The sequence below is a fragment of the Rhizobacter sp. P2_H3 genome, from assembly GCF_056403355.1.
Map to the genome: position 1 here is coordinate 1 of NZ_JBFUFQ010000311.1, position 5,499 is coordinate 5,499.

Genomic DNA, 5,499 nt, shown 5'->3' on the forward strand with positions numbered 1-5,499 from the left:
GCACGGCGGTGTCCCGGCTGCGCGCCGCCGGTGCCGCGCTGATCGGCCACACGAACCTGACCGAATTCGCGTTCTCCGGCGTCGGCATCAACCCGCACCATGGCACGCCGCTGAATGCAGCCACCGCCGCGCTCGACCCGCAAGCGCGCATCCCGGGCGGCTCGACCGCAGGCGGCGCGACCTCGGTCGCCAGCGGCGCCGCCTGGGCCGCGCTCGGCTCCGACACCGGCGGCTCGATCCGCATTCCCGCCGCCCTGCAAGGCCTGGTCGGGTTCAAGAACACCGCACGCCTGACGCCACTCGACGGCGCGATCCCGTTGTCGACCTCGCTCGACACCGCCTGCGCGATCACCCGCTCGGTGCGCGATGCGGTGCTGCTGCACGAACTGCTGTCGGCGCGCCGCGTGACGCTGGCGCAGCGCCCGGCCTCCGCACTGACGCTGGCGGTGCCCGGCGGCGCCTTCCTCGACGGCCTGGACGCTGCGGTGGCCTCGGCCTTCGAGCGCAGCCTCGCCACGCTGCGCCGTGCGGGCGCCCGCCTGCAGGAGATCACGCTGACCGAAGTCGACGAGCTGGCTGCCATCAACGCCGCCGGTGGCCTGCCGGCGGCCGAGAGCTGGACCTGGCACCGCACGCTGCTCGGCACACGCGAAGCCGACTACGACCCGCGCGTCGCGCTGCGCATCCGCCGCGGCGAGCGCATGAGCGCGGCCGACTACATCGCGCTGCTGCAGGCCCGCGCAGGCTGGATCGCCCGCATGACGCCGCGCCTCGCGCCGTTCGATGCGCTGCTGAGCCCCACCGTGCCGATGGTCGCGCCCCTCGTGTCCGACCTGGCCGGCGACGACGCCTTCTTCTCGACCAACGCGCGCCTGCTGCGGAACCCGTCGGTCGTCAACATGCTCGACGGCTGCGCGCTCTCGCTGCCCTGCCACCGCACCGGCGAGATGCCGGTCGGCCTGATGGTGTGGAGCAGCGCGCTGCGCGACGACACCGTGCTCGACGTCTCGCTCGCGATCGAGCGCACGCTGTCCGACGCGGAGGCCGCCTGATGCGCGTCGCCGTGATCGGCGCCGGCATCGTCGGCGTCACGTCCGCGTACGAACTGGCCGCCGACGGCCACGACGTGACGGTGTTCGAACGCCGCGGCAGCGTGGCCGCGGAAACCAGCTTCGCGAACGCCGGCGTGATCGCGCCCGGCTACGTGACGCCGTGGGCCGCCCCGGGCATGCCGGGCAAGGTGCTGCGCCACCTGTTCAGCAAGCACTCGCCGGTGCGCGTGAACCCGACGCTCGACCTGGCGACGCTCGGCTGGATGTGGCGCTGGTGGCGCGCCAGCAGCCTGCACAGCTTCCGCGCGAACCGCTCGCGCATGCAGCGCCTCGCGCTGTTCAGCCGCGACCGCCTGCACAAGCTGACCGCCACGCTGCAGCTCGAGTACGAGCGCACCGACGGCTACCTGGTGCTGTGGCGCACGGCGCGCGACGCGGCCCATGCGCAGGCCGGCATCGCGATGCTGCACGACCTGGGCATCCGCTTCGAGACGCTCGATGCGGCGCAATGCCGGCGCGTCGAACCCGGGCTGAACCCCGACACCCCGCTGCACGGCGGCCTCTACCTGCCGAACGACGAGGTCGGCAACTGCCGCCAGTTCGCCGGGCTGATGCGCGCCGAGGCGCAGCGCCTGGGCGCGCGCTTCAACTTCCACTCCACCGTCAGCCGCATCGAACCCGGCCTGCGGCCGCAGCTCACGCACCTGCAGCTGTCGGCCGACGAATCGACGCTCGCGACACCGAGCAGCGACAGCGGCCGCCGCAGCGCGCCACCGGCGATCGCCGAACCGCAGACGCAGACCTTCGACGCGATCGTCGTCTGCGCCGCGATGGGCGCACCGCAGCTGCTGACGCCGCACGGGCTGCGCCTGCCGCTCGCGCCGGTCTACGGCTACTCGGTGACGGCGCCGCTGCGCCACCACGAGGCGCACCCCGACGTCGGCCCACGCTCGGCGCTGATGGACGAGCGGTACAAGGTCGCCGTGAGCCGCATGGGCTCACGCGTGCGGGTGGCCGGCAGCGCCGAGCTGGGCGGCTCTGCGCAGGCGATGAACAAGGGCTCGCTCGACACCTTGTACAAGGTGCTGAACGACTGGTTCCCGGGCGCGGCGCGCATGAGCCAGGCGCAGCGCTGGAAAGGCGCGCGGCCGATGCTGCCGGACGGCCCACCGGTGCTGGGCGCGAGCGGGCTGGCCGGCATCTGGCTGAACCTGGGCCATGGCTCCAGCGGCTGGGCGCTCGCCTGCGGCTCGGCACGCGTGCTGGCCGACCAGCTCGCGCAGCGCGCGCCGGCGATCGACATCGACGGCCTGGGCATCGAGCGCCTGCGGCGCTGAGTGAACGCGATGCTGCAGCGGATCCATGCCGGAACCCCTGCCTGGCCGCTGCACGGGCTGGCACGCACGCGGGAGATCGAGGCCACGGCGCTGCAGGCGGTGCCGCCGTTCATGCTGATGCAGCGCGCCGGCGATGCCGTGGCGCGCCTCGCCCGGGCGCTCGCGCCGCACACGCGGCGTGCCTGGGTGGCGATCGGGCCGGGCAACAACGGCGGCGACGGCCTGGTGGCCGCCATCGCGCTGCGCCGCACCGGCATCGAGACCTTCGTGACGCTGGCGGGCGATCCATCACGGCTGCGCGGCGACGCGAAGCAGGCCCATGCGCTGGCGCTCGCCGCAGACCTGCAGTGGGTCGAGCAGCCGCCCCTCGGTTTCGGCCGCGCCGGTGACATTGCGCTCGACGCCTTGCTCGGCATCGGTGCGAGCCGCGCCCCCGAAGGTGCGCTGGCGGCGCTGATCGACCGGCTCAACGCCCTCGCCTGCCCGGTGCTCGCGATCGACGTGCCGTCGGGCCTCGATGCCGACACCGGCCAGCCGCATGGCGATGCCTGCGTGACGGCCACGCACACGCTGTCGCTGCTGACGCTGAAGCCGGGGCTGTTCACCGGCCAGGGGCGCGACCGCTGCGGCAAGGTCTGGCTCGAAACCCTCGGCGTCGACATCGACCCCGGATCGGTCGACTCCTCACTCGGCGCCGCGCCACCCGCCGCCGGCTGGCAGCGCGCGCATGCGCAGCACAAGGGCAGCTTCGGCGACCTGGTCGTGATCGGTGGCGCACCGGGGATGGCGGGCGCCGCGCTGCTGGCCGCGCGCGCAGGGCATGCGGCCGGCGCAGGCCGCACGTACCTGAGCTGGCTCGACGAGACCGGCCCGGCACTCGACGGCGAGCACCCCGAGCTGATGATCAGGCGGGCGCTGTGGAAAGACGACCTGCTGCGCGAAGCCACCGTGGTCTGCGGCTGTGGCGGTGGGGCCGCGGTGCGTGCCGTGCTGCCACGGGTGATCGGCCAGGCTGCCCGCCTGGTACTCGATGCCGATGCACTGAACGCGATCGCCGCCGACACCGGCCTGCGGCAGTTGCTGATCGCGCGCGGCCGTGGCGGCCGGCCGGCCGTGCTGACGCCACACCCGCTGGAGGCCGCGCGGCTGCTCGGCCGCGACACCGCGAGCGTGCAGGCCGATCGACTGCGCGCTGCGCAGGCACTGGCCGACGAACTGCGGGCCGTCGTGCTGCTGAAGGGCTCGGGCAGCGTGATCGCAGCGCCGGGTGGCGCGCCGATCATCAACCCGACCGGCAACGCCGCATTGGCCACTGCCGGCACCGGCGACGTGCTGGCCGGATGGCTCGGCGGGCGCTGGTCGACGTCGCACGCGGCGTCGATCGATGACGCCCGGCAGGCGGCGAGCGCGGCCGCCTGGCAGCACGGCCAGGCCGCCGACCTGTCACCCACGACGCCGCTGCGAGCGTCGGACCTGATCGCCGCGCTGCACGCGCAACTGCGCCGCGGCTGAGGCCCTCAGCGCCGGCGCGGCGCCTTGGCGGGTGGCTTGCCGCCGCTCTTGCGCGCTGCGGTCTTGGCCGCGCGCACCGGATGTGCCGACCGGCCCTTGGCCGCCTTCGTGCCGGCCTTGGCCGCGCGGTCCGCGCCCTTCACCGACGCCAGCTCGGCCGCCGCGCCGCCGGTCTTGTCGACCACCTTGCGAGGCCGCGCGGGAATGCCGCCCTCATCGCCCTCGTGCACCATGCGGAAGTCGATCTTGCGGCCGTCGAGGTCCACGCGGCTGACCTGCACCCGCACCCGCGCGCCGACCGTGTAGCGCACGCCCGAGCGCTCGCCGCGCAGTTCCTGGCGCGCCTCGTCGAACTTGAAATACTCGCCGCCCAGCTCGGTGATGTGGATCAGCCCTTCGACGTACAGGCCGTCGAGCGTGACGAACAGCCCGAAGCTGGTGACGGCCGTGACGGTGCCGCCATATTCCTCGCCGAGGTGCTCGCGCATGAAGCGGCACTTGAGCCAGGCCTCGACATCGCGCGAGGCCTCGTCGGCGCGGCGTTCGTTCGCGCTGCAATGCGCGCCCGCGACCTCCCAGGTCTCTTCCTCGGTGTGCGAACCGCGCTTCGCCTTCGAGGCCGGTTCGAGCGCGCCGGTCACGATGCTGTAGCGCTTGCCGTGCAGCAAGGCCTTGATCACCCGGTGCACCAGCAGGTCGGGGTAGCGGCGGATCGGGCTCGTGAAGTGCGTGTAGGCCTCGTACGCGAGGCCGAAGTGGCCGCTGTTGATCGGCGTGTAGATCGCCTGCTGCATCGAACGCAGCAGCATCGAGTGGATCTGCATCGCATCCGGCCGGTCCTTCGTTGCCGCGGCGATCGCCTGGAACTCGCCCGGCTTCGGGTCGTCGCTGACGCTCAGGCCCAGGCCCAGCGCCTTCAGGTAGTTCTGCAGCAGCGTCTTCTTCTCGGGCGTCGGGCCCTCGTGCACGCGGTAAAGCGATGGGTGCTTGTGCTGCGCGATGAAATCGGCCGAGCAGACGTTGGCGGCGAGCATCGCCTCCTCGATCAGCTTGTGCGCCTCGGTGCGCGTGCGCGGCACGATCTTCTCGATGCGGCCGTTGTCGTCGCAGACGATCTGCGTCTCGGTGGTCTCGAAATCGACCGCGCCGCGCTTCGAACGCTCCTTCAGCAGCGCGCGGTACACCTCGTGCAGGTGCAGCAGGTGCGGCACGAGATCCTTGCGGCGCGCCGCCTCGGGGCCGCGCGTGTTGCCGAGGATCGCGGCCACCTCGTTGTAGGTGAAGCGCGCGTGCGAGCAGATCACCGCCGGGAAGAACTGGTAGGCGTGGATCTCGCCGCCGGTGGTGATCAGCATGTCGCACACCATCGCGAGGCGGTCCTCGTTCGGGTTCAGCGAGCACAGCCCGTTCGACAGCTTCTCCGGCAGCATCGGGATCACGCGCCGCGGGAAGTACACCGAGGTGGCGCGCTCGTAGGCGTCCTCGTCGATCGGCTCGCCCGGCTTCACGTAGTGGCTCACGTCGGCGATCGCGACGACCAGGCGCCAGCCTTCGAACGCGCCCTTGCCGCGGCCGAGCTTGACCGGCTCGCAGTACAC

Annotated in this window: 4 protein-coding genes; 3 read left to right on the plus strand and 1 reads right to left on the minus strand. The window is 72.8% G+C overall.

Annotated elements, in window-relative coordinates; translation table 11 throughout:
• The 3 genes from AC1D1T_RS29630 to AC1D1T_RS29640 form a co-directional block, all read left to right on the plus strand.
• The coding region (locus AC1D1T_RS29630; protein WP_477993041.1) for an amidase at positions 1-1,052 on the plus strand (1,052 nt) is incomplete at its 5' end.
• Positions 1,052-2,389, plus strand: a complete 1,338-nt coding sequence (locus tag AC1D1T_RS29635; RefSeq protein WP_477828001.1) for an FAD-dependent oxidoreductase — start codon at positions 1,052-1,054, stop codon at positions 2,387-2,389. The genes AC1D1T_RS29630 and AC1D1T_RS29635, both read left to right, overlap by 1 nt.
• Before the next feature lie 9 nt (positions 2,390-2,398).
• On the plus strand, positions 2,399-3,901 hold the full coding sequence (locus AC1D1T_RS29640) for an NAD(P)H-hydrate dehydratase (protein ID WP_477993042.1): 1,503 nt from the start codon (positions 2,399-2,401) through the stop codon (positions 3,899-3,901).
• A 5-nt stretch (positions 3,902-3,906) separates the two neighbouring features.
• Here AC1D1T_RS29640 and AC1D1T_RS29645 read toward each other — a convergent pair.
• A partial coding sequence (locus AC1D1T_RS29645; protein WP_477993043.1) for a ribonuclease R family protein occupies positions 3,907-5,499 on the minus strand: 1,593 nt, incomplete at its 5' end.

Coding starts and splice junctions, on each gene's coding strand:
- AC1D1T_RS29635 (WP_477828001.1), top strand. CDS start 1,052: ATGCGCGTCGCCGTGATCGGCGCCGGCATCGTCGGCGTCACGTCCGCG.
- AC1D1T_RS29640 (WP_477993042.1), top strand. CDS start 2,399: ATGCTGCAGCGGATCCATGCCGGAACCCCTGCCTGGCCGCTGCACGGG.